24 protein-coding genes are annotated in these 23,085 nt (G+C 45.2%); 9 read left to right on the forward strand and 15 right to left on the reverse strand.

Annotated elements, in window-relative coordinates; genetic code table 11:
* Nucleotides 1-11: 11 nt before the first annotated feature.
* Both VJL_RS14035 and VJL_RS14040 read left to right on the forward strand, forming a co-directional pair.
* Nucleotides 12-602 carry a LemA family protein gene (locus tag VJL_RS14035; protein WP_038867873.1) on the forward strand — a complete coding sequence of 197 codons (591 nt, stop codon included), beginning with the start codon at nucleotides 12-14 and terminating at the stop codon, nucleotides 600-602.
* Nucleotides 602-2,470 carry a M48 family metallopeptidase gene (locus VJL_RS14040; protein ID WP_038867874.1) on the forward strand — a complete coding sequence of 623 codons (1,869 nt, stop codon included), beginning with the start codon at nucleotides 602-604 and terminating at the stop codon, nucleotides 2,468-2,470. Before VJL_RS14035 ends, VJL_RS14040 begins: the two co-directional genes overlap by 1 nt.
* Nucleotides 2,471-2,526: 56 nt before the next feature.
* Here the strand turns inward: VJL_RS14040 and VJL_RS14045 are convergent, their stop codons facing one another.
* Nucleotides 2,527-2,889, reverse strand: a complete 363-nt coding sequence (locus VJL_RS14045; RefSeq protein WP_038867876.1) for a hypothetical protein — start codon at nucleotides 2,887-2,889, stop codon at nucleotides 2,527-2,529.
* Nucleotides 2,890-3,465: 576 nt separating this feature from the next.
* Here VJL_RS14045 and VJL_RS14050 point away from each other — a divergent pair.
* Both VJL_RS14050 and VJL_RS14055 read left to right on the forward strand, forming a co-directional pair.
* The gene (locus VJL_RS14050; RefSeq protein ID WP_038867879.1) at nucleotides 3,466-4,698 is read left to right on the forward strand and encodes an L-lactate MFS transporter; all 1,233 of its coding nucleotides are present in this window, start codon (nucleotides 3,466-3,468) and stop codon (nucleotides 4,696-4,698) included.
* 106 nt (nucleotides 4,699-4,804) lie between these two features.
* Nucleotides 4,805-6,451 carry a VRR-NUC domain-containing protein gene (locus VJL_RS14055; protein ID WP_038878826.1) on the forward strand — a complete coding sequence of 549 codons (1,647 nt, stop codon included), beginning with the start codon at nucleotides 4,805-4,807 and terminating at the stop codon, nucleotides 6,449-6,451.
* 253 nt (nucleotides 6,452-6,704) lie between these two features.
* Here VJL_RS14055 and VJL_RS14060 read toward each other — a convergent pair whose 3' ends face one another.
* Both VJL_RS14060 and VJL_RS14065 read right to left on the reverse strand, forming a co-directional pair.
* Nucleotides 6,705-7,778 (reverse strand): tetratricopeptide repeat protein, encoded by a 1,074-nt coding sequence (locus VJL_RS14060; protein ID WP_038878828.1) that lies wholly within the window; start codon nucleotides 7,776-7,778, stop codon nucleotides 6,705-6,707.
* A gap of 9 nt (nucleotides 7,779-7,787) precedes the next feature.
* Complete coding sequence (locus tag VJL_RS14065) at nucleotides 7,788-9,110, reverse strand: anaerobic sulfatase maturase (protein ID WP_038878830.1); 1,323 nt, start codon at nucleotides 9,108-9,110, stop codon at nucleotides 7,788-7,790.
* Between the two features lie 176 nt (nucleotides 9,111-9,286).
* Between VJL_RS14065 and VJL_RS14070 the strand changes: the two genes are divergently transcribed.
* The 4 genes from VJL_RS14070 to VJL_RS14085 all read left to right on the forward strand — a co-directional run bounded on the left by VJL_RS14070 (nucleotide 9,287) and on the right by VJL_RS14085 (nucleotide 12,402).
* Nucleotides 9,287-10,075 carry a formylglycine-generating enzyme family protein gene (locus VJL_RS14070; protein WP_038878832.1) on the forward strand — a complete coding sequence of 263 codons (789 nt, stop codon included), beginning with the start codon at nucleotides 9,287-9,289 and terminating at the stop codon, nucleotides 10,073-10,075.
* 210 nt (nucleotides 10,076-10,285) lie between these two features.
* Nucleotides 10,286-11,269: an HAD family hydrolase gene (locus VJL_RS14075; protein ID WP_038878833.1), complete on the forward strand. Its 984-nt coding sequence runs from the start codon at nucleotides 10,286-10,288 to the stop codon at nucleotides 11,267-11,269.
* Nucleotides 11,270-11,401: 132 nt separating this feature from the next.
* Complete coding sequence (locus VJL_RS14080; protein WP_038878835.1) at nucleotides 11,402-12,049, forward strand: AcfA family outer membrane beta-barrel protein; 648 nt, start codon at nucleotides 11,402-11,404, stop codon at nucleotides 12,047-12,049.
* Nucleotides 12,050-12,066: 17 nt separating this feature from the next.
* Nucleotides 12,067-12,402 (forward strand): YgiW/YdeI family stress tolerance OB fold protein, encoded by a 336-nt coding sequence (locus VJL_RS14085; protein WP_038878837.1) that lies wholly within the window; start codon nucleotides 12,067-12,069, stop codon nucleotides 12,400-12,402.
* A 66-nt stretch (nucleotides 12,403-12,468) separates the two neighbouring features.
* Here VJL_RS14085 and yegS read toward each other — a convergent pair whose 3' ends face one another.
* The gene (gene yegS, locus VJL_RS14090) at nucleotides 12,469-13,374 is read right to left on the reverse strand and encodes a lipid kinase YegS (RefSeq protein WP_038878838.1); all 906 of its coding nucleotides are present in this window, start codon (nucleotides 13,372-13,374) and stop codon (nucleotides 12,469-12,471) included.
* 12 nt (nucleotides 13,375-13,386) lie between these two features.
* Nucleotides 13,387-14,289, reverse strand: a complete 903-nt coding sequence (locus tag VJL_RS14095) for a LysR family transcriptional regulator (protein ID WP_038867898.1) — start codon at nucleotides 14,287-14,289, stop codon at nucleotides 13,387-13,389.
* 341 nt (nucleotides 14,290-14,630) lie between these two features.
* Between VJL_RS14095 and VJL_RS14100 the strand changes: the two genes are divergently transcribed.
* Nucleotides 14,631-14,849 carry a hypothetical protein gene (locus VJL_RS14100; RefSeq protein WP_050568846.1) on the forward strand — a complete coding sequence of 73 codons (219 nt, stop codon included), beginning with the start codon at nucleotides 14,631-14,633 and terminating at the stop codon, nucleotides 14,847-14,849.
* 198 nt (nucleotides 14,850-15,047) lie between these two features.
* Here the strand turns inward: VJL_RS14100 and VJL_RS14105 are convergent, their stop codons facing one another.
* The 10 genes from VJL_RS14105 to VJL_RS14150 form a co-directional block, all read right to left on the reverse strand.
* Nucleotides 15,048-15,473 (reverse strand): bifunctional diaminohydroxyphosphoribosylaminopyrimidine deaminase/5-amino-6-(5-phosphoribosylamino)uracil reductase RibD, encoded by a 426-nt coding sequence (locus VJL_RS14105; protein ID WP_038878885.1) that lies wholly within the window; start codon nucleotides 15,471-15,473, stop codon nucleotides 15,048-15,050.
* Between the two features lie 249 nt (nucleotides 15,474-15,722).
* Nucleotides 15,723-16,160 carry a F0F1 ATP synthase subunit epsilon gene (locus VJL_RS14110; RefSeq protein WP_038878839.1) on the reverse strand — a complete coding sequence of 146 codons (438 nt, stop codon included), beginning with the start codon at nucleotides 16,158-16,160 and terminating at the stop codon, nucleotides 15,723-15,725.
* A 15-nt stretch (nucleotides 16,161-16,175) separates the two neighbouring features.
* Nucleotides 16,176-17,561, reverse strand: coding sequence for a F0F1 ATP synthase subunit beta (atpD, locus tag VJL_RS14115; RefSeq protein ID WP_038878841.1), 1,386 nt, complete (start codon nucleotides 17,559-17,561; stop codon nucleotides 16,176-16,178).
* Nucleotides 17,562-17,584: 23 nt separating this feature from the next.
* A complete protein-coding gene (atpG, locus tag VJL_RS14120; protein ID WP_038878844.1) occupies nucleotides 17,585-18,445 on the reverse strand; it encodes a F0F1 ATP synthase subunit gamma in 861 nt (286 codons plus the stop codon).
* A gap of 21 nt (nucleotides 18,446-18,466) precedes the next feature.
* Nucleotides 18,467-20,005, reverse strand: coding sequence for a F0F1 ATP synthase subunit alpha (gene atpA / locus VJL_RS14125; RefSeq protein ID WP_038878846.1), 1,539 nt, complete (start codon nucleotides 20,003-20,005; stop codon nucleotides 18,467-18,469).
* A 12-nt stretch (nucleotides 20,006-20,017) separates the two neighbouring features.
* Nucleotides 20,018-20,560 carry a F0F1 ATP synthase subunit delta gene (locus tag VJL_RS14130; protein WP_038867906.1) on the reverse strand — a complete coding sequence of 181 codons (543 nt, stop codon included), beginning with the start codon at nucleotides 20,558-20,560 and terminating at the stop codon, nucleotides 20,018-20,020.
* Between the two features lie 8 nt (nucleotides 20,561-20,568).
* Nucleotides 20,569-21,039, reverse strand: a complete 471-nt coding sequence (locus tag VJL_RS14135; protein ID WP_038867908.1) for a F0F1 ATP synthase subunit B — start codon at nucleotides 21,037-21,039, stop codon at nucleotides 20,569-20,571.
* Nucleotides 21,040-21,082: 43 nt separating this feature from the next.
* Complete coding sequence (atpE, locus tag VJL_RS14140) at nucleotides 21,083-21,319, reverse strand: F0F1 ATP synthase subunit C (protein WP_004730405.1); 237 nt, start codon at nucleotides 21,317-21,319, stop codon at nucleotides 21,083-21,085.
* Between the two features lie 48 nt (nucleotides 21,320-21,367).
* Entirely contained in the window at nucleotides 21,368-22,135 is a 768-nt protein-coding gene (gene atpB / locus VJL_RS14145) for a F0F1 ATP synthase subunit A (protein ID WP_038867911.1), read from the reverse strand.
* Nucleotides 22,136-22,534, reverse strand: coding sequence for an ATP synthase subunit I (locus VJL_RS14150; protein ID WP_005431832.1), 399 nt, complete (start codon nucleotides 22,532-22,534; stop codon nucleotides 22,136-22,138). It abuts the gene before it with no gap.
* Between the last annotated feature and the right edge of the window lie 551 nt (nucleotides 22,535-23,085).

Genomic DNA, 23,085 nt, shown 5'->3' on the forward strand with positions numbered 1-23,085 from the left:
TGGAACTTACTATGACTTCACTTATTGTTTTTATCGTCATCATTTTGCTTATCGCGGTGTTTGCGGTCAGCATTTACAACAAGCTAGTGACGCTACGTAACCGCTTTAAAAACAGCTTTGCTCAAATTGAGGTTCAGTTAAAACGTCGCTACGACCTGATCCCAAACCTTGTTAGTACAGCAAAGGGCTACATGGAGCATGAGAAAGAAACGTTTGAGCGAGTGATTCAAGCTCGAAACCAAGCCATATCCGGTTTGAAAGCAGCCAGTAACGCACCAGACAGCGACGCAGCCATTAGCCAATTAGCACAAGCAGAAGGCATGTTACAAAATGCACTAGGCAAGTTAAATGTGGTTGTAGAAGCGTACCCAGAACTGAAAGCCAACGAAACCATGAGCCAACTGCAAGAAGAGCTGACCAGCACAGAGAATAAAGTCGCTTTTGCTCGCCAAGCTTTTAACGATGCAGTGACCAGCTACAACACCTACAAGCAAACTTTTCCACCCGTTCTGTTTGCCAATATGTTTGGCTTCCAAGACGGTAAGCTGCTGGAGTTTGCAGACAGCGAAGCAATCCAAGAAGCGCCAAAGGTTGAGTTCTAATGGATTTCTTTGACCATCAAGATACCGCACGTCAACGTACCGGGCTTTTGGTGTTTCTGTTTTCCTTAGCAGTATTAATCATCACTGGTTTGGTCAGCGTACTGTCGATTGCCATTTATTACGGGGTCACTGGTGAGCCGTTTGATCAACGAACCGCTATCACCTACACCTTGCTGTGCTTTGGGGGCGTAGCCTTAATTGTCGCAATCAGTTCGATGTTCCGCTTATCTGAGCTTTCTTCTAATGGCGGACGCGGCGTTGCCGAAAGTATTGGGGGGAAGCTCATTTCCTCGAATACAACTGACACAAAACACCGTCAATTACTTAATGTGGTTGAGGAGATGGCAATTGCATCTGGTATTCCCGTCCCTCCTGTTTATGTAATGCAGGAAGAGCGAGGTATCAACGCATTTGCCGCAGGCATGAGTATTGATGATGCCGTCATTGGTGTTACACAAGGCGCGCTTGACATCTTTTCCCGAGATGAGCTGCAAGGCGTTATTGCTCACGAATTCAGCCATGTGTTAAATGGCGATATGCGATTGAATACACGCTTGATAGGCGTCTTGTTCGGCATTACTTGTATTGCGCATTTGGGTCACTTGGTTCTCGACAATACACACTACACTAGCCGCTCATCAAGAAGCTCCTCCGATTCTGATAAAGGCTTTGCTGTCATCATGTTGGTCGCGATTGTATGTTTAGTGCTTGGTTGGGTTGGTACTTTATTTGGATCAATGATCAAAGCAGCTATCTCACGACAACGTGAGTTCTTAGCGGACGCGAGTGCGGTTCAGTTTACTCGTAATGACCAAGGCATTTCAGGTGCTCTAAAGAAGATTGGCGGTCACGCATCTGGATCTAGCTTAAATGCACAAGCGAGCAGCCAAATGAGCCACATGATGTTTGGGCAAAGCAGTTTGTCTGGCTTCACCGGCTTCTTCGCTACTCACCCACCTCTGGAAGAGCGAATCCGTCGCATCGAACCTAACTGGGACGGCAGCTTTTTACACAGAAGTCAGAACCACGCTTCAGCGTTTGGAAATGAACAAGTCAGTGGGTTTTCGTCCGATGCCGACTTTGGTTCTACGCACCTTGAAACTCCAGTTGAAACAAAAACTTCTTCAGAGCTAAGTGAAACGGGTAAACTGCTTATCAGCCAATTGCCCCAAGGCTTGGTAGACATTGCGCGTGAACCCTACAGTTCGCGCTTTATTGCATTGCTTCTGATCTTTGATGGTAGTGATGTGCAACGTGAGATGATTAAAGGTCATATTCCAATGGTCTCGCACGCAAAGCTGTTACCGTGGCTGGATTACGATTTGCCCCTACATTTGAGGCTTCCTCTACTAGAGCTCGCTCTCCCTGCGCTTAAATCGATAAGTGAAGGTCAGAAAAGTAGACTTTGCCAAGTGTTGCGTGAATTGTCTCAAACCGATAATCATTACTCACTAGGTGAATGGTGCGTCATTAACTTGTTAGAAAAGCAGCTTATTGCGCCATTTGGTTCTACTCGCCAGAACAAAACCTTTAAGCAGCTCAAAGAAAGCGTTCACTGGTTACTACGTGAATTGGCATGGGTCACCCATTCAGAGCACGAAGGCGCGCAGCGAGCATTCAACGCTTCGCTCAAATCGCTAGGGTTTGCAGAAACCACGCTAGTAGAACCAAATAACGACTGGCGCTTAAGTCGCGCAGCACTGGAGTTGTTGCTGCAACTTAAGCCACTTCAACGACGCCAGTTTGTTAAGGCGTGTCGTTTGGCTATTGAGTCTGACGGCAAGATTACCGTCGCAGAAGGCGAATTGTATCGAGTGATAGCATGCTTCTTAGAAGTGCCAGAACCGCCACTGACTGTGACGCTTTAACTGCACAAAGTAAAACGCCAGCAATGAATGCTGGCGTTTTATATTCGTAAACGGTTTTACGCTGTCGCGACTCTAAAGCGCTCTGGAATCTTAGTAATGCTTTGACGGTAGCTGAACCACAAGTAGGTTACCGCTAACGAGAAGAACAAGTAAGACAAAGCAAACACGATTGGAGAAGTAATCAACTCAGCTGACATCCCCCACATTACACCAACTACGGTAATCGTCAGCTTAGACAACATGCCACAGATCAATAAGAACAAAGCAAGCTGTGGGAAGCGGGAGCTACGGAATGCGAAGAAGTAGCAACTGCCAACGGCAAGTGTTGCAATAGACAAACCTAGCATGAATGAATGGATGTGATCTGCTGATGCAACACCTGCAGAAACAGAAGCCATAAGTAATAGGAACAATTTCATAAGTCACCTCACTACAAGTAGAGAAAAGCATCCTTTCATTAATGAAAACTCATTTTGCGCCCTATTTTGCTTATCTATTTAGCAATTACAAGCACAATTTTTGTTCAATTTATGTTCACTCCATCCTTCCGAATTAAGTTATTACAAGCAGTTAACATTCTCTAATTTATAAACCCTTTAGTTCCTGCACTTACAGAAAACAGTCTCTATTTTGCCCACTTTTGTTACAGAACATTAACACTAAAATATTTTGAAACTTTTTGCTTAAACTGTGAACCAAACACTCAGCTTCACGCTATCCACCTTGTTTCACTTAGGATCTCACTACCAAACCAGCGATTCTTTACGTTAGATCAACATTTTCTTCATATATAAAACCATCCCATTACAAACATTTTTAATGCTTCAAATTATTTTTAGTGACAGGGGTAAAAAGAGATTCCAATCACACATTTATTGGTTATAATCCGCGCTCATTACGTTATGTGTTGAAAAACGCAAACTTATTTTGAGCAAACCTTATCTTTAAACCGACCCCTCTTTGCTATTTGCCTAGGGGTATTACTGAGAACAAAAATGAGCAAGATTGATAAAGCTATGCGCATCCTGTTAGCAGGATTCTGTATCAACCTTTGTCTTGGCATCCTGTATGCTTGGAGTGTATTCAACAAAGCACTAGTGACAGAGTCAGGCTGGAGCGCAGCAGAAGCATCTGCACCTTACGCGACTGCAACTATTACTTTCTCTATCTGTCTTCTTGTTGCAGGTATTCTTCAAGACCGTATGGGGCCACGTTTGATCCTTATCCTAGGTACTGTTCTTACAGGTCTAGGCATGATTGCGTCTGGTTTTGTTAACTCGCCTCTAATGCTGAACATCACTTTCGGTGTGATCACTGGTGCAGGTATCGGTTTTGGTTACGCGTGTCTTTCTCCTTCAGCAATGAAGTGGTTCCACGCATCTAAGAAAGGTATGGTTAACGGCATCATCGCAGCAGGTTTCGGTCTAGCAGCTATCTACCTAGCTCCTGTGACTTCTGCGCTGATCGACAGCATGGGCATTCAAACAAGCTTCCTAGTTCTTGGTGTTGGTATCCTTGCTATCGCTGTTCCTCTAGCAGCAACAATCAACAACCCACCAGCGGATTACACGCCAGCAGAGCCTAAAGTAAAAGAAGGTCAAGCACCGAAGGTTGTTAAGAAGTCTGACGACCTAACGTGGAAAGCAATGCTTAAAACGCCACAGTTCTACTCTCTATGGATCATGTACGCGTTCGCAGCTTCTGTTGGTCTAATGATCATCGGTAACATCACGACTATCGCAAGTGTTCAAGCGAACCTACCAAACGCAGTTTACCTAGCGTCTATCCTTGCGGTATTTAACTCAAGCGGTCGTGTAGCAGCAGGTATGCTTGCAGACAAGATCGGCGGCGTACGCACTCTTCTTCTAGCGTTCGTTCTACAGGGCATCAACATGGTTCTGTTCGCAACGTTCAAGACTGAGTTCACGCTGATCATCGGTACAGCAATCGCGGCAGTAGGTTACGGTACGCTTCTAGCAGTATTCCCTACTCTAACGGCTGAATTCTATGGTCTGAAGAACTACGGCACTAACTACGGCGTGCTATACACAGCATGGGGTATCGGTGGTGCAATCGGTGCTGCTGTTGTTGGCTTCTCGATGACAAATGGCGAAGGCTACACACTGGCTTACACAGTATCAGCAGCAATGATGGCGGTATGTATCGTACTAGCGTTCATCACTAAGCCACTGACTGAAGCAAAAGTAGCGCAGCTGAAAAACGCATAATCATTAGGTCTACAGGCCCTGAGATCTATTTATACAATAGATTTGCAGAAATTGATTCGAAAAAGGCTTAACCTATGGGTTAAGCCTTTTTTATTGCTAGTTGGTTATGGAAAACACGGTCGAACTCGCCCCAGATTACTATCTCAATAACTTCTTTAAACTCACGCAGCACGCCACCGAGTGGTACTGTGATTTGCTCACTTCAGAAGAGCATCTGTGGTTATCAGTTTTTGAAAGCTTATCCAAACCCGCTCAATGTCTTCTCGTACGCTTGTACAGTCGCAAAGGCTGTTGGTTTCGTAGCGACAAACTCAACTATCAAGAAATCGAGAATATCGAGTCGGCTTTGGGTGAATTGGCTGGTCATGATTTTGTCTCGCTCTCACCTGACCTAACGATACAGGAATTAGCAGCGAATCTACTGACCAAACCGGAAGTCTTATCGCTCTACCCTCAATACCCTAAGTCCCTTAAAAAAGAGGACTTGGTGGCATGTTTAAGTAAGAGCAAGTTTGAACAATTCGAAGATCTAGATTTCACGGTGATTAAGCTGAACTCCGCGCATATGATTGATGTACTGCTAGCCCTATTCTTCGCGAATACTCATCAGGACTTAAGTCAGTTTGTCCTTGATGATTTAGGTTTGAATCAATTTGAAACGTACCAACTTAGTGAAGCTCGACGATTCTTTGAAAATAGAGAACAAATAGATCGCCTGATCGAACTCAGTCAAATCTCCAACCTTTATTGGCAAAGCGATAGAAAACAAAAAGCAAACCTCGATGTTCTTATCGAAGCAATGCCAGAACGAGTTGAACATCGCTACGTCGAGCGTAAACGCGAACACATGATTAACGACATTGCCCGCGATTACGAGCGCATAAACGAACTTGAAATTGCAATCGCACTGTTTGAGACGACCACACTCGCGCCAAGCCGAGAACGTCGTGCTCGCATCTACGACAAGCTAGAACAAAACGATTTATTTGGTGACATTGTCACGGAAATGCTCACTCAGCCTATTGATGTCTCTGAGTTTGAGGTAGCACAGAAGCTCGAACAACGCGTTAAACGTAAACAAGGCTTGAAAGTCCCGAGAGCCACTAAGCCAAAATGCAGCGAATACCACATCGAATTGGATCTATCTCAGCAACGGGTGGAGCTGGCAACCAAAGCGCATTTCGAAAGTTTAGGTTGGGCCGTCTTCTATTCCGAGAATTCCCTACTCAACAGCTTGTTAGGATTAACCCTGTGGGATGCGATTTTTGCACCGATAGAAGGCGCATTCATTAACGCTTATCAACATCGACCATTGGATTTGTATCACGCCGATTTTGCCGATAAAAGAAAGCAGCTTATCGACAATGCGTTTGAGCAAGTTCAACAAGGGAATACACAGGCTTTGTTTGATACATACCGAGATAAAATTGGTATCAGTAATCCCTTCGTCAGTTGGGCATATGTGAACGAAGAGTTGTTATCCCTTGCTCTTGAACACATCCCTAATGCCCTGTTGGTCGAACTGTTTAACGTGCAGTTAAGCGACCTAAAACTCTATCGAAACGGTATGCCGGATTTGATTGCATTTAAAGATGGGAAGTTTGAATGGATAGAAGTGAAAGGTCCGGGCGATAAACTCCAAGATAACCAATGGCGTTGGATCAAGGAGTTCAATCGCCTCAATGTTCCGTTCTCAGTCTGTTATGTATACCCAAGTGACTTCAAGATGCAGGATTCAGAGCGTTGTCATTGATTCGAGGTCAAGGAAAACGACGCCGCGTAATAGCCAGCTCTTTCCAAGTTGTTTGACGCAGAGATCGGGACAATGACACGCTCCCGAAGGGCGAGCTGTCTTGGCTTGTATACTTTGTTGTCGATTCTTGATTTAGAGTGACTAGATCTTTAAATCGCCGCCGCGTCTACAAACCAAGTCATTCTCGCTGAACCTAGCATCTCGAGGTTACTTGGGTATAACAGCACAAGCTTAGAAAAGAGCCAGAATGGTCTTAGCTACTTACTTTGGCGTTCTTCTGCCCTTTCTTCTCTTTCAATTGATCAATCACGTAGCTTGGTGCGACTTTCTCTAGTTCGCCCAAGCACTCATCTGTTTTCGGGTTGTCGTAACGAACATAAATGTCGCAAACCGCATAAAGCTGTTCCGGCGCACCAGAGATCAAATACGCTTGCTCAAAAGACTTCACCGATTTGTCTAGGTTGTAGTCTTCTTGCAGTACGCCATTGAGATACCAGTAGTAGCTGTTATCTTTCGCCATGTTGGCCGCTTTTTCGATTTCTGTCGCTGCATTCTTCTTCTCATCCAAACGCACCAGCGTCAGCGCTTTCGAGTAATGCAAAGACGCATTATCAGGATGAAGTTTGATCGCAGAATCCAACGTCTTGACCGCATCGGCATCGCGTTGCTGCGCTCGGTAGTTGTCGGCCAAGCTTAACCAAATTTGTGGATTTTCAGGCTGATTGGTTACCAAAGCTTGATAGATTTTATCTGCTTTATCCCATTCATGATGCCAACGATACACATCCGCTAATAACAGTTTGGAGCCGTCGTCTTTCTTGTGCTCTAAGTAGCTGATCAGTTCAGCAACCGGCGCTTCAAGCGTTTGCTGCTGCTCGCTGCTCACGTTAGAAAAATCACGCACTAAATTGGTCGCAGCAGTAATACGAACCATCGCCTCTGGATCACTCAACAGTGGCTCAATCATACGCCAACGATGCTCAATCGTGTAAGGTTCAGCGCCAACGATAGCCGCTTCACGAATCGCAGCGTCTTGGTCTTGTAAGCTGCGTGCAACTGCCACCAGCGCGTTTTGACTTGGGTATTTCGCCAGCTCATGCAACGCTTCAATGCGCTTTTCTACTGGTTGTTTCACGTCTTGAGCTTGATAAGACCACTTCGCAACCACTTGCTGTGGCGACATCTGTGCTGAATGGGTTTCCTCAGCACTTGTTACGCTCGCAGAAGAAACTTGGTCCGGTGCTAGCAAGGTTTCATCCTGCGCTGCAACAGATTGGCTTACGGTGACGCCTAGAGCGATGGCTAATAACGTTTTTGAGAATGTCATATCAATCCCTTAAAATTTGGTTTCGAATACAGGACGCTTCGCCGCTTGTTGGCGTAACACTGCATCACTGTATTTGCCATGTACCACAGGGTTACCCGTTGCACGAAGAATGTATGCCATTGCCTTATCAGCATGAGAGAAGAACTTTTTCCAACCTGCACACAGGTAGTTCAACCCAGGTTCACCGTCTTTGGTGCGAATGAAACGGTTTTTCGGACACTCGCCGTAGCAAGCGAATTGGTAATCACACTGTTGGCACTGCTTGGTTAACGAGCGAGTCTTGGCAAAGCCAAACTTTTGCTGCTCAGGACCATACGCCAACGTGTCTAATTTTTCGTGGTGGATGTTGCCAATCTTGTATTCTGGGTAAACGTAATGGTCACAAGCAAAAACATCGCCGTTTGGTTCCATTGCCAAGCCTTTACCGCAGATTTCACCGAGTGTACAAAGCGGGTTTCTGCGACCCATCCACGCCTCGACACTCGCTTCAAAGTATTGAACGAAGACTTTACCAATGTCGTTTTGTACCCACTCATCGAAAATAGCGATAAGGAAGTTACCCCAAGCCTCGTCCGCGACACACCAAGATTCAACGACCGAGTCTTTGTGACCAGGAATAAGACGCTTGTCGCCTTGTTTCAACTGCTCTTGCGGTTCCCATGTTTGAGGTGCGGTAGTACGGAACGTTTTTTGTTCCACGATGGGAATAAACTGCATTTGAGGAGAGCGAACTTCATCACGTAGGAATCGGTACACTTCAATTGGGTTACGGCTCGTTAGGTTATTCACACAAGTCAGTGTCGCGAACTTTACTTCATGAGCGTGCAAAAGCTCCACAGCGTTCATCACTTGCTTGAACGTGCCTCGCCCTGCTCGGTTGGTACGGTAAGCATTGTGTAACATCTCTGGTCCATCGATACTCAAGCCGACCAAAAAATTATTCGCTTTTAGAAATGCACACCAGTCATCGTTCAGCAACGTACCGTTGGTTTGCAAATCGTTGGAAATTATCACACCTTCAGGCTTGTACTTCGCTTGAAACTCAACAATTTTCTTGAAGTAATCCAAACCCAACATCGTTGGTTCACCACCCTGCCAAGAGAAGATGATTTCTGGTGTGTTTTGCCCTTCAATGTATTGGCGAATGTAAGTTTCAAGTGTTGCTTCATCCATTACTGGCGTGCAGCCTTTTTTATACTCAAGTAAGTCCTGCTTGCTGAGATAGTAACAGTACGTACAGTCTATGTTACATACCGCACCAATTGGCTTTGCCATCACATGTAAACGCTTAGACGCTTTACCATTGAACTGAGGACCTTGAGTAATATGCATGAGTCACCTTTAGCGTAATGAAAGTTAAGATGATACGACCATAACAACGCCATTTTCACCTTGATGACCTAATCATAAATCTCATTAATACAAGAGGCTTGTTATACCGTTTATAACCTTTTTTCATAGCGTTTATTGCTAATCTTCATCATGACTTTTTTGGCGAGAAACTATTGATGAAATCATTTAAAAGCAAATCGTTAACCGCACTTTCCATTCTATCATTCAGCGTATTAATGAGTGGTTGTGCGACTCAATCACCGCACCCTATCGCGCTCAACATTGATCAAGACATGGTGTTGGTTGAAGGCGGTTCATTTGTCATGGGATCGGACAGTGACTCCGCCAAGAAGGCAGAAACCCCAGTACGCGAAGTAAAGGTAGACGGCTTCTACATTTCCAAATTCGAGGTCACTCAAGAATTGTTTGAATCTGTCATGGGTTCTTCAATGAGTTACTTCCAAGGTGCAGACATCCCGGTTAACAACTTGAGCTGGCAACAGGCGAATTACTTCATCGAGAAGTTGAACGAGCTGACTGGCGAAAGCTACCGCTTACCGACAGAAGCGGAATGGGAGTTTGCTGCAAAAGGCGGTAACAAGAGCCAAGGTTTCACTTACGCAGGCTCAAACAACATTGCTGATGTGGCGTGGTATGCCGACAACTCCAAAAACCAAGCTCATCCCGTTGGTCAAAAACAACCTAATGAACTTGGTCTGTATGACATGACAGGTAACGTTGGTGAGTTCGTGATCGACGCGTATGACGATACTTTCTACCGCTATGGCCCAACCGAGAATCCAAACAACGCTAAAGATGAAAAAGCCGGCCTAGCACACAAGTCCGTGCGAGGCGGCAGCTTTGCCTATGATTCTGATGAATCAGAGAATTTCCGTCGAGATTTCGCAAGCCAGTCTATAATTATGTCGGACATGGGACTTCGCCTTGCTAAAGATGCTGATTAAGCACGATTACGCATGAGAAGCGACGTTACTGCCCCTTTGCGAGTTCTTAACAAGTAATTACGTCTATGGTTAGGGAAAGAGGCTAAACCCGCGTTGTTCTTCTCTATACCCAAGTAACCTCGAGATGCGAAGTTCAGCGAAAGTGACTTGGGTAGATATTTCACCTCGAATGTACTCGAACAATACATACAAACTTAGGTAAATAATAATATGAACAAGAAACACATCTGCGCCCTAGCTGTCTTATCTGGCTTATCTTTTTCTGCGATGGCACTAGACTGCGATCCAAACTTATTACCATCATGGAAAGATGGCGACAGCAAAACGGCTATTGTGAACTATGTTGACCAATCGATGGATACAACCAAGTCGACGTTCATTCCTGAACAAGACCGTATCGCGGTATTCGACAATGACGGTACCTTATGGTCGGAAAAACCATTCTACTTCCAACTGGCTTATGCGCTAGACGAAGTGAAACTCATGGCAAAAGACCACCCAGAATGGAAGACAAAAGAGCCGTTCAAATCCGTATTGAATGATGACATCGAAAGCGTCTTTAAAGGTGGTGAAAAAGCGCTACTTGAGATCGTAAAAGTCACCCATAGTGGCATGACAGTAGAAGAATACCAACAGAAAGTTTCTGAGTGGTTGAAAGCCGCAAAAGATCCGCGTTTTGGCAAAGCTTACACAGAGCTGACTTATAAGCCGATGCGTGAAATGGTGACCTACCTGCAAGAACACGGCTTTAAAACTTACATTGTCTCCGGCGGTGGCGTGGACTTTATGCGTGTTTGGGCACCAGAGGTTTACGGCATTCCAGAACAACAAATCATTGGTAGTGCACTGAAATACAAGTACGACTACAACGACGGTAAGCCAACCGTCACTAAGCTAGATGAGATCCTGACCATTGATGACAAAGCGGGCAAAGTTGAAAATATTCAACAAATCATTGGTAAGAAACCAGTACTCGCTATTGGTAACTCAGATGGTGACCACGCAATGATGCAATGGGCAACAAGCCAACCAAACTCTATGGCAATGATCGTTCATCACACTGATGAAGATCGCGAGTGGAAGTACGACCGTAAATCGAGTGTGGGGCACTTAGACAAAGCGATGGATGAGGCCAACCAACGTGATAACTGGCACCTGATCGACATGAAAAATGAGTGGTGCACGGTTTACTAAATAGGCCTTTTTAGATGAGAGACTCCCCTTCATGGGGAGTTTTTTATTTTCAAACGTTAGGCTTTTCTTCACGATCACTTCACGACTCTTCACACACAATGCCTCTCATCAAAACGAAGAGGTAAAACAAAAATGACAAGAACACTCCTGACAATCCTAGCGGCAAGCTCTTTCTCTGTTGCAGCAGCGCCTTATGTAGGTTTGGAATATGGATTCGGCACGACTGACCACGATTTTGAGACATCTTTTGACGCTGACGGTGTGAATCTAAACCCTGAATTGGAAGACGGTATTTTTGGTGGCTTTGTTGGCTACTCTATCAACGACTCTTGGGCAGTAGAACTGGGTTACAACCAATTTGAACTAGAAGATAGCCGCTCAAAGAACCTAGGCATCCAGAATATTGATGGAAAAGACTACCACCGCGAAATGGAATGGGATTCATCCATCAAGGCAAAACAAATCACGCTTGCACCTGTGTTTAGTTATGCATTAAACGATAAATGGACCACCAAAGTAAAAGCGGGTCTGAGCTACACACAATACGAATCGAAAGCCGGTAAGTACGAAGAGCACGAACTGGTTTCAAATGACGATGTGGAAATGAGCAAAACCCTTTTCCACAGCACAGAAAAGAATAACGAGTTGGGTGCCGTCTTCTCTATTGGTGCGGAATACAAAATCTTCCCTCAATTGACCATCGGCGCAAACGCGAAGTACCAACTTGATAGCTACGCAAACACAGCATCGATTAACGTAGGTTCAACCTACTACTTTTAATATAGGAAGCCTCTAGCATGAAGAAACTGATCTTAGCTACCACACTCGCTCTTTTATCAGGCTCTGCGTTGGCCGCTTTTACTGGCCCAACGACATCTGCCATTAATACCGTCAAAGAAGCGCAGAATGCCGCTGACGATAGTTTTGTTCTGTTAACGGGGAACATTGTCCAAGCCTTAGGTGACGAGACTTACTTGTTTAAGGATGAGACGGGCGAAATCCAAGTTGAAATCGACAACGAAGATTGGATGGGCCAAGACGTATCACCACAAGATAAGGTCGCGATTCGTGGTGAAGTTGATTCAGAGTCGACAACAATGCAAATCGACGTTGATACTATCCAAAAAATCTAAGCTCTCCGCGCTAAAAACGACAAAGCCACCTCACTTAGGTGGCTTTTGTGTATAAGTGTAAATTTATTATGAATCGACACATAAGCAAGGGCAATTCGGTGGAAGTACCAAGTTGATGCTTCTAGCTTGAACATCAAAACGAATTTTACTCGAGCGGTAAGGCTCACCATCTAAGTTGAGCGGCAACAACTTAGGAAAATCGATTTCCAACCAACTTGCCTGAGTGTGTTTAACGAATTGCCCTAGTTCGGTTGGATTTTGAATTTCCTGAATGACTTGCGGCAATTCATGAGGCAGAAATGGGTGAACGAGAGTGATGTCCATAACACCGTCGTCAATGAATGCATTTGGGGCGAGCTCTTGCCCTCCGCCAGCCAAACGACTGTTACAGAATGCACCAACTAGGATTTCCCCATTATAGCTGCCTTGTTTTATCGTGACCGTCCCATCGTAGGGTTTAAAACCGAGCGCTTTTACCAATCCCGTCAATGTGTATGCACCGCCCCCAAGAAAGTTCTTCAGCTCTACGGGCGTCTCTGCGGTAATTTCTGCACCAAACCCTGCAGCCGCAACATTCATAAAATAACGATCATTGGCTTTTACGCTATCGACTGCCACAGCATCACCGTTTATCGCCAGCGCTAATGATTCGCGAATCGTCGTGGGAATTTGCGTCGCCGTCGCAAAGTCATTCGCGGTTCCCATCGGAATAATCGCCAGCTCAGGTCGGCGATCTACTTCGATTTGGTTTAATGCCGTTACCGCTTCATTAACAGTGCCATCGCCACCCGCCACAACAATACGCTTAACGCCTTCATTGACCGCTTCTCGGACCAAACGCGCCATATCTTGAGATTCCCATGTCACGCGAACTTGAACATCTACACCCTGCTCCCGCATGCGGAAGATCTCGTTACGCAACTCTGAAGTACCCGCTTTTTTACCATTTAAAATGGCACGTATTGCCTTCATACTTACTCCTCGTTATCGAATCGCTTTACCCGCTTGTTTGATTTGCGTTCTTAACCATTGGTGGGCGCTTTCATTGCTACGACTCGAATGCCAAATTGCACAAAGATCATGCTCACTGTCACTAAATGGCAGCGGGACCGCTTTGATATTATAGGTTTTAGAAAAATGGTTGATGGTCGAAAACGGTAACATTCCGATGTATTCACTCCCATCGATCACTGGCAACATTTCCATTGCCCCTGCGGCGCGATAAACAATATTGCGACTCGCCAAGTCTTCAATATCTTCTCCCGTCAACAAACTGTTTCTAGCATGCCAACGAGACACCACAACGTGCTCTTCTGCCAAAAATTGCTTCACCGTACATGTATCTTGAATTCTGGGGTGCTCAGCATTGCATACCACCATCAAACGCTCGGAAAAAATCGGTTCCATTTTCAGTACGGTGCGCCCGCGAGGCGGAAGATCAATGATCAAGTCATAGCGCTGTAGGCGCAGGTCACTCTCATAATCTTCAGTAAAAAGTGGGTGAACTTCGAGCGTAATTTTTGGGGCATGCTCTCGAATCTGGCGCATTAATTGTGGCATCAACTCATAACTGGCTACCGAAACACAAGCGATCGAGAAAATACGATTAGAAACTTTAGGATCGAAACTACTTGAGGCGGAGAGTGTAGAAGTGAAGTTTTTTAGCGCCGCTACCATGGCTGGATAAATATCCATCGCGAAACTGGTCGGCTCAACGCCAGAATTACTGCGGTGGAACAACGGCTCATCATAGATATCACGCAAGCGTGCAAGGGCCTTGCTCACAGCGGGTTGGCTTATATCTAATCGAGCAGCAGCCTTAGATAGGTTCTGCTCTTCATAGATTGCCACAAAAATGGGGATGAGATTTAAATCAGTACTTTTCATTTCGCCAACATAAAACGGGGAGTTAGTTTTATTTTAGCTAACAGTCTGATCTGAAACGAGTCAAAGCACTGGATTTGAGCACCTATGCATGTTTTAAGTAGTTTTAACCGTGTATTGACGAAGAAAGTCATAATGGATCCCCAAAAAATCGCATTATTTCATATTGGTCACACTTGGAACGGGAACAATAATGCGATCTTTAGTTGATAACTTTGCCTATATAGTTATCCACTCAATCCCCTTTATTAATGATCCTTTTAATCCTTATTTTCAATCTTTTTGTTGACTTTTTCGCCTCAAATTATAACATGTATATAAAATACATGTTAAGGGGTTTGATTATGGAATTTAAGACTGTATCAGCGCTTGGTGGAATCGTAATGGTTATTTCGTTGGCAATAATGAGCACAACAATATTGATCAGCTTTCCTTACGCAAATCACTTCTCAATCATCCAACAAGCCATCGCGCATATCGGCACGATCGTCTTTGCAGGTATATTCAAGGTTGGTTACGTTGCTTATATCGTTGGCCGCTACGAAAGAAGCCTAGCTATCTAAGGAATTCAGAATGAAGAAGGCGTTTTTAATCTATTTCACCATTGCAGCAACACTTGGCTTGATTGCACCTTTCACGGTGCTGTATCTCGCAACACACAGTTGAGACGCACTGGCTAGCAGTAAACGGGCAGAGCGGCAATGTGAAATGCCGCTCACAAAAACGCTAGGGGCTTTTATAGAAACGTAATCACAGTAAGGTTATGACTTTCCTAAATAAGGCGATAAAAACGCATTCACTTCTTCGCCGCACAAACCGACCTCGACGTCGACACCACCAGCCTTGAGCATATCGATACCACGACCTGCATTGCGAGGGTCAGGGTCTAACATGGCAACCACAACTTTCTGGATACCACAATTAACGAGTGTCGCAGCACAAGCTGGCGTTCGCCCAACAAAAGAACAAGGCTCTAATGTCACATATGCCGTTACTTCGCTCAAGTCACCTTGATAAGCCTTTAACGCTTCAACTTCAGCATGGTTACCACCAATCGCTTGAGTGTACCCCTCTGACACAATCTGACCATCTTTCACGAGTACACAGCCGACAGGTGGGTTTGGTTGACAAGCAGGCAACGCGTTGCGAGACACTTCCAACGCGCGAAGCATAAATTGTTGGCTCATTTGATGTTGATTCTCAATATTCAAAATTTGGGTGATGGATTCTAACGCCAGCATGCTTTCCTCGCTATATAAAAGTGTTTGCAATACTGATACGTTTTGTCTCATCAAACAATTCACTCTCCTCCCTTTTTCCATAAAAAACGGGGCGAACCGAAGTTGCCCCGCTTTAATTAGACCCAATGAAGTCAACCTCCTGAACGACGAGTTGACTTGGGTACTCACTCTTCAGACCGCATTCCGAAGTGTTGGCTAACGAATTCTCATCGTCAGTTCAACTGCACGAAGTTGTGCCAATGCCTTGTTCAACTCCATGTGTGCCTGTGCAAAGCTAATGTCGTCCATGTGCGCACGAATATTTTCTTCCGCCGCTCTGCGGGCTTCTTCCGCCCTAGCTTTATCAATATCCTTACCGTGTAACGCGGTGTCAGCAAGCAGCGTAACGACATCCGGTTGAACTTCAACTAGCCCACCAGAAACGTATAAGATCTCTTCTGGTTTCGATAAATCCCCCACAATGCGAGCAACGCCTGGCTTGATTTTACTGATCAATGGAGAATGGCCCGGACGAATACCGAGTTCACCATCCGCACCAGCGACAGCAAGTGCATGGGCCGGACCAGAGTAGAGAGTACCTTCTGCACTCACCACATTCAGTTGAAACGTACTTTGGGTAACCGCAATGGCCATAGTGCCTCCCGCGCTTTACAGTTTGTTCGCTTTTTCAAGCACTTCATCAATGCTGCCGCAATACATAAACGCTTGCTCAGGTATATCGTCGTATTCACCCGCTAACAACCCCTTAAAGCCGCGAATTGTATCGGCAAGAGAAACGTAAACACCTGGGTCGCCAGTAAATACCTCTGCTACGTGGTATGGCTGAGTAAGGAAACGTTCAATCTTACGAGCACGTGATACCACTTGTTTGTCGTCTTCAGACAGTTCATCCATGCCTAAAATGGCGATGATGTCTTTCAATTCTTTGTAGCGTTGTAATGTCTGCTGCACACCACGAGCGATGTCGTAATGCTCTTGACCTACTACTAATGGGTCCAATTGACGAGACGTCGAATCTAACGGGTCAATCGCTGGGTATAAGCCCATTGCCGCGATGTTTCGGTTAAGTACCACTGTCGCATCCAAGTGCGCAAATGTGGTTGCAGGAGACGGGTCAGTCAAGTCATCCGCAGGCACATAAACCGCTTGGATAGAGGTGATAGAACCATTTTTAGTCGACGTGATACGCTCTTGAAGCACACCCATCTCTTCTGCCAGTGTTGGTTGGTAACCTACCGCAGATGGCATACGACCAAGCAATGCAGAAACTTCTGTACCAGCCAACGTATAACGGTAAATATTATCCACGAACAACAGTACGTCACGGCCTTCATCACGAAAACGCTCTGCGATGGTCAAGCCTGTTAGCGCAACACGTAGACGGTTACCCGGTGGCTCGTTCATCTGACCGTAAACCATGGCTACTTTGTCCAGAACACCCGCTTCCTTCATTTCGTAGTAGAAGTCGTTACCCTCACGAGTACGTTCACCTACACCGGTAAATACCGACAAACCTGAGTGAGCTTTAGCAATGTTATTGATAAGCTCCATCATGTTTACCGTCTTACCTACACCCGCACCACCGAACAGGCCGATCTTACCGCCCTTCGCGAACGGGCAAATCAAATCGATAACTTTAACACCCGTTTCGAGCAACTCAGTGCTACTTGATTGTTCTTCATAGCTCGGTGCTTCACGGTGAATCTCGTAAGACACTTGCTCGCCAATAGGACCACACTCATCGATTGGATGACCCAACACGTTCATGATACGACCTAGGGTTTCTTCACCAACAGGAACCGTGATCGGATGGCCTGTTGATTCGACTTCCAGCCCACGTTTAAGGCCGTCAGAAGACCCCATTGCGATACAGCGAACCACACCGCCGCCCAACTGTTGCTGCACTTCCAGCATCAGTGAGCCGTTGCTGCCATCGTTTACTTTCAGTGCATCGTAGACTTTCGGGCCTTCACCTTGTTCGAACTCGACATCTACCACCGCACCGATGACTTTGACGATTTTGCCAATACTCATAATCTAAACCTCAAATTCTCTCTCTAAACCGCTTGCGCGCCGGATACAATTTCACTCAACTCTTGAGTAATCGCCGCTTGGCGCGCTTTGTTGTAAACCAGTTGTAGGTCTTCAATAAGTTGCGCTGCGTTATCAGTCGCGGCTGACATTGCCATCATCCGCGCGGCTTGCTCACAAGCGATGCTCTCAACCACACCCTGATAAACCAGCGATTCGACATAACGTTGAATCAAGTGGTCGAGAATGTCTTGAGGAGACTGCTCGTAGAGGTAATCCCAACGAGCTTCTTTATCACGTGAAATGTCTTCTTTCGGGAACGGCAGCATTTGCAGTACCGTTGGCTTTTGCACCATGGTGTTTACAAACTGGTTGTAAACGAGGAACAAGCGGTAGATTTTGCCTTCGGAGTAGTGCTCCATCATGGCGTTAACCGCGCCCAACATGTCTTCTAGTTTTGGTGCATCACCAAGGCCAGAAGTTTGCGCCATTACTTTCCCGAGGGACTGGAAAAAGCTGATTGCTTTCGAACCAATGAGCGTCGTATCTACTTCAACGCCCTTCTCTTGCCAGTCCTGCATTTCTGCCAATACTTTTTTGAACAAATTACTGTTCAGGCCACCACACAAACCCCGATCGGATGAGATGATGATGTAAGCCACTCGCTTCACTTCGCGTTCTTGAAGGAAAGGATGGCTGTACTCCAGCGTACCGGACGAGACGTGACCGATAACCTTACGCATGTTCTCCGCGTAAGGACGGGACGCCTGCATGTTCTCCTGCACTTTGCGCATCTTGCTGGCGGCGACCATTTGCATTGCACTCGTAATTTTTTGCGTGCTACTCACGCTAGCAATTTTGGTGCGAATCTCTTTGGTATTTGCCATAACGGACTCCTGTTAGTGGTCCTACGATTGCAGCGCAGTGAACTCTGTCAGCAAGCTGTTCAATTCACTCTCAATCTCATCGTTGTAATCACCAGTTTGGTTGATTTTATCGAGTAGTGGTTGTGCGTTAGTTCGACCAAATGCCATCAGCTCTTCTTCATAACGAGACACTTGATTTAGTGCCACATCATTGAGGAAACCTTTCTCTGCAGCAAAAATCGCCAACGCTTGCTCTGCGACCGTCATTGGTGCGTATTGTTTTTGCTTCATGAGTTCAGTGACTTTCTCACCGTGGTCAAGCTGACGACGTGTCGCTTCATCTAGGTCAGAAGAGAACTGAGCAAATGCGGCCAATTCACGGTATTGCGCCAACGCGGTACGAATACCACCCGACAGCTTCTTGATCACTTTGGTTTGCGCTGCACCACCTACACGAGATACCGAAATACCTGGATCAACCGCTGGACGTAAGCCTGAGTTGAATAGCTGAGTCTGTAGGAAGATTTGACCATCAGTAATCGAGATTACGTTGGTTGGTACGAACGCCGATACGTCACCCGCTTGGGTTTCGATGATTGGCAGTGCGGTTAGAGAACCTGTTTTGCCTTTTACTTCACCGTTAGTGAATCGCTCAACGTATTCTTCGTTAACACGTGCTGCACGTTCTAATAGACGTGAGTGGAGGTAGAAAACATCACCTGGGAAGGCTTCACGACCTGGTGGACGTTTTAGGAGTAGTGAGATTTGACGGTAAGCCACCGCTTGTTTTGATAGATCATCATAGACAATCAGCGCATCTTCACCACGGTCACGGAAGTATTCGCCCATGGTACAACCTGCGTATGGCGCTAGGTATTGCAGCGCTGCGGCTTCTGATGCTGACGCAACCACAACAATGGTGTTCTCTAGTGCTCCGTGTTCTTCTAGCTTGCGAACCACGTTGGCAATGGTCGATGCTTTTTGACCAATTGCGACGTAAATACATTTAACGCCCAGTTCTTTTTGGTTGATGATGGCATCAATCGCCATTGCGGTTTTACCTGTCTGACGGTCACCGATGATCAACTCACGTTGACCACGACCGATTGGCACCATGGAGTCTACCGCTTTGTAACCAGTTTGGATTGGCTGGTCGACAGACTTACGGTCGATTACGCCTGGGGCAATGACTTCCACAGGGTCCATACGTTCAAACGATACAGTACCTTTGCCATCAATGGGCTGACCTAGCGTGTTCACTACACGACCTAGCAGACCGTTACCGACTGGCACCTCAAGAATACGACCCGTGCCTTTTACCTTCATCCCTTCTGACAAGTCCGCATATGGGCCCATCACAACGGCACCAACGGAATGACGCTCTAAGTTCAGTGCCAACGCAAAGCGGTTATCTGGCAGTTCTAGCATCTCACCTTGCATAACATCCGCAAGGCCGTGAATTGTGATGATACCGTCACTGACAGAGACGATAGTACCTTCATTTCTCGCTTCACTTTCGAGGTTGAAGTTATCAATTCGCTCTCTGATTAATTCACTAATTTCATTTGAATTTAATTGCATTTCTATACCCCGTTACACATGTAGGTTGGTCGCCAATCGGCTGAGATTGGTAAGAACACTGCCGTCATACACGGTCTGTCCTGCTGTGATTACCACACCACCTACAAGGGATGGATCCAGTTGTGTTTCTAACGTAATGGCTTTACCGTATTTTTCGGTTAATGCTTGTTTAAGCCTTGCCATTTGTTCCTCATCCAGAGGTTCTGAAGCACGCACTGTTACTGTCATGGTTCGCTCGTATTCGGCTTTCATTTCAAAGAACTGAACCGCCACTTCTCCCAGCGCTTTTAAACGCTTGCTCTCTTCCATAATGCGAAGAAAGTTCTCGAAACTTTGATTTAGCCATTCGCCACCAGCGTGAAGAATCAAATCCAGTAATGGCTGTTCCGAGCCTTCTTCACTGAGATCATCCAGAATCAGAAGTGTGTTTGGTTGTTCCATGATGACTTGAGTAATGGCAAACATCTGTTGCCAGTCATCCAAGCACTCTGCGTCACGAGCGTAATCAAACGCCGCTTTCGCGTAGGGTTGAGCCACTATTGTCAAATCGGACATGTGCCCTCCTACATTTCGTTGATGAAGCGGTTCACCAAGTCGCGGTTAGCCGAGCTATCCAGATTGCGATTTATCAGCTTACTGGCACTCTCAATCACCAGATCCGCCATTTCATCTTTCAGCTCTTGGCGAACTTTGCTGCGCTCGCTTTCCACTTCTGCTTTGCCTTCTGCGACAATGCGCGCTTTCTCTTGCTTTGCCAGTTCAACGGCGTCTGCAACCATTTGATCTTGACGTTGCTTACCTTGGTTGATGATGGCCTGAGCTTTAGAGCGAGCTTCTGTCAGTAGCGCTTCACCATTCGCTTTTGCCAGTTCCAACTCTTTTGCTGCTTTTTCAGTTTGTTCAAGACCTTGAGCAATTTCAGCACGACGCTCATCAATCAGTTTTACAAGTGGTGGCCAGACATATTTCATGCAAAGCCAAACGAAAATCACGAAGGAGATCGCCTGACCAAACATTGAGGCATTTAAGTTCATAGCACCCTCTCTTCTATAACGTTATGAAATTGATTAATTCGAATTACGCTACAGCGAAGATGATGTACAAACCGATACCCACACCAATCATTGGCACCGCGTCCACAAGACCCATCATGATGAAGAACTGAGTACGAAGCATTGGGGTTAAATCAGGTTGACGAGCGACCCCTTCAAGGTATTTACCTGCAAGGTTACCGATACCCGATGCGGCACCCGCTGCACCAAGACCAATCAGCAATGCACCCGCCACGTAAAGAACTGCGCTAACGATATCCATAACAACTCCTAGAATTGAATTTTTTAATTAAGAAATAAATTTTTTGATTTAGTGCTCTTCAACAGCCATTCCGAGGTAAACCACGGTCAGAACCATAAAAATAAATGCTTGAAGCACAACAATTAGTATGTGGAATAGTGCCCAAGGAACACTAAGTGCCCATTGCATCCACCATGGCATTAACGCAATTAGTATGAATATCATTTCACCTGCGTACATATTGCCAAATAATCGAAGACCTAAAGATATTGGTTTAGAAATTAATGTTACCAATTCAAGAACTAAGTTCACTGGGTATAACAGAGGATGAGAAAATGGTTGAGTAGTTAACTCTTTAATAAACCCTTTCACACCTTTGTTTTTAAACGTATAACCTAAAACCAAAATAAATACGCCTAATGCCATCGACATCGTAATATTGACGTCGGCTGAAGGTAAGTCACGGAAGTGCTCGACACCTACTGAACGAGTCAGCGCTGGAATCAAATCAACCGGCAACAAATCAACGGCATTCATTAATAATACCCAAACAAATATTGTCAGAGCTAAAGGGCCTATAATCTTGTCTTTAGCTAGAAATATTTCTTTTACGATATTATCGACGAACTCAAATACCATCTCGATCAAACACTGGAATCGTCCCGGAACTCCTTTCGTTCCTTTCGTCACCGCAAAGCGGAATGAAAGGATGAAAACAAGTCCCGTCAACCAAACCATGATCATGGAATCAAGGTTAATTCCAAACCATCCGTTTCCGGTGGTGAGAAAGGTCAGGTGGTGCTCAATATACTCATGAGCGGACTGGACAGTATCCATTTATGCCTTCCTTTCGAAGCGGTCTCTGAACAGCGGCGTTAAGAAGTGACCAAACATCGTCACACAAAAGCCTATCAGGACCACGATGTTGCGAAGAGCCATAAATCGAAACGTCAAAACAAACATTACAATGGTGTAGATGACTTTGATATTTCGACTCAGATGCATGAGGTCACGCAAACTCTCTTCTGGTTTCACCCTAGATTTAATGGACGCGAATACCATGCCGAACAGAGATGGTAGAATCGCGATGAGCACCCCAGTAATCGCTGACTCAGCACTTAGAGATCCACTTCGCATGTATTCATACGCGATGAATACCAGACCCAAAGTTGCTTGAGCAATAAGAATCCTTTTACCAGCTACCAATATTGGATCGTCGTGAATATTAGCTTCCATAAATCACCCTTTAAAATAATTTCGAATTAAACTTCTGATAATTAAACTTCACAAAATACATCAGCCAAGTGACTACAAATTATATTCTGATAAAACCTACTCACAGAATTAATTTAACCTGATAATTATTGTTCACATATTAATAAATCAAAACGGAACCACTCCGTATTTCCGTTTCCCAAGAAATATACACCGATAATTTTAATAATCTGAATCGAAAAACTTGCAAATTATCATTCCATTTTTGAAGTGTTATTTTATTTGAACATTCCAAAAATGAAATATACATTGATTAAGCCGTCTTTATCAGGGTTAAGACGAAAAGCTTGTCACATGGAAGTGACACTCCATCACGAAAGGAGTTAAAGTGATTTATAGGTTATATAATTTTAAAATATACCGACATTAATATATAGCCTACTAATAAACCTGTTTAATATTGCAATGAAATAGCTTTTAAATAGAAACTTAAAAGATAAGAATTAAATATATGTGAAATATATTATTTCTTTGCGTCATTTGTAGCACGTTAAAATAGACATTTCATGTAC

The sequence above is a fragment of the Vibrio jasicida CAIM 1864 = LMG 25398 genome, assembly GCF_000400365.1.
Classification (GTDB): Bacteria; Pseudomonadota; Gammaproteobacteria; order Enterobacterales; family Vibrionaceae; genus Vibrio; species Vibrio jasicida.